Source organism: Bacillus sp. 7894-2, assembly GCF_002272225.1.
Classification (GTDB): Bacteria; Bacillota; Bacilli; order Bacillales; family Cytobacillaceae; genus Cytobacillus.
Map to the genome: position 1 here is coordinate 1 of NZ_NPDG01000080.1, position 943 is coordinate 943.

The 943-nt window shown below is 35.9% G+C and carries 2 protein-coding genes; one reads left to right on the forward strand and one right to left on the reverse strand.

Features of this window, described 5'->3' with window-relative positions; translation table 11 throughout:
• Positions 1–6 precede the first annotated feature (6 nt).
• Complete coding sequence (locus tag CHI10_RS12040) at positions 7–336, reverse strand: hydrolase (protein WP_095244523.1); 330 nt, start codon at positions 334–336, stop codon at positions 7–9.
• A 280-nt stretch (positions 337–616) separates the two neighbouring features.
• Here CHI10_RS12040 and CHI10_RS12045 point away from each other — a divergent pair, with 280 nt between their 5' ends.
• Complete coding sequence (locus tag CHI10_RS12045; protein WP_035330414.1) at positions 617–874, forward strand: DUF6154 family protein; 258 nt, start codon at positions 617–619, stop codon at positions 872–874.
• Positions 875–943 lie beyond the last annotated feature (69 nt).

Genomic DNA, 943 nt, shown 5'->3' on the forward strand with positions numbered 1-943 from the left:
GCTTTTCTATTTATGCTCATCCTCTGTCAGGATTCCCATGCTTTCAATATGCTTTCTTGCTTCATCATCTCCAAGATCATATATCATTCCATATATTCGTTTCATTGTTTCGTCATAGGCATCGTTTTCACGGTCATAATGGTATTGAACATAAGGAACATGGGCTCTGAAAAAATTTTGCCATTCTGTTGAATAGTTCTGGTCAAAATATTCTCTTAGTGCAATAATATCATCATCATTTGCCTCAATTTTATAATTCCAGGTGGAGTCAGTGGCACTTTGAGATATCTCACCCGAACCAAGCGTTATATAATACGTCTTTTTATTTCCTTCCAATCCTGTCAGCCCCTTTATTGTTCATTGCTGTGACGCAGATTCAACACCGGTTAGTTTTTCTTTACATATCACGATATTTTTCATTTCTTTAGTTATCGTATCCCACATTTATGATAAAATTATACAAAATTACGATCATTCTTCTTAAGCTGACATATACTAAGTTAAACAAATTGGAAGTCCGCTTTTCCAATTGGCATGGGGTGAATATTTTTCTGCATCAGGGGTATTAATTAAGTATACTATAGAAAACCGGAGAATTTTTTAAGGAGGTGTTATCATGAAACTGATTGATGAGCTATATGAACTTTACAGGAATAAGCTGACTGGTGATGAAGAAGATATCGATATGCTCGCTTTTGCCTTCTTAGAAGAAATGGACAGAGAAGACCTGCTGAATATTATCAAGGACCTTGATAATCAGGAATTATATGATTTAATGGGGCTTTATCTGATCGAGAGCTTAAAAGGGAAATTTGCCAGCGAAAATTACGGTCAGCGCAGAAGCCCGATCATTCACCACAGGAACATACACTAACCTATACATATCTGAATTTAAAGTAACGATCCATATACTCGAAAGCGGCGTGAAGCCGCTTTTTTATTT

What these genes read in the sequence shown, in the direction of transcription:
- CHI10_RS12045 (WP_035330414.1), top strand. Translation starts at nt 617, where the DNA reads ATGAAACTGATTGATGAGCTATATGAACTTTACAGGAATAAGCTGACT.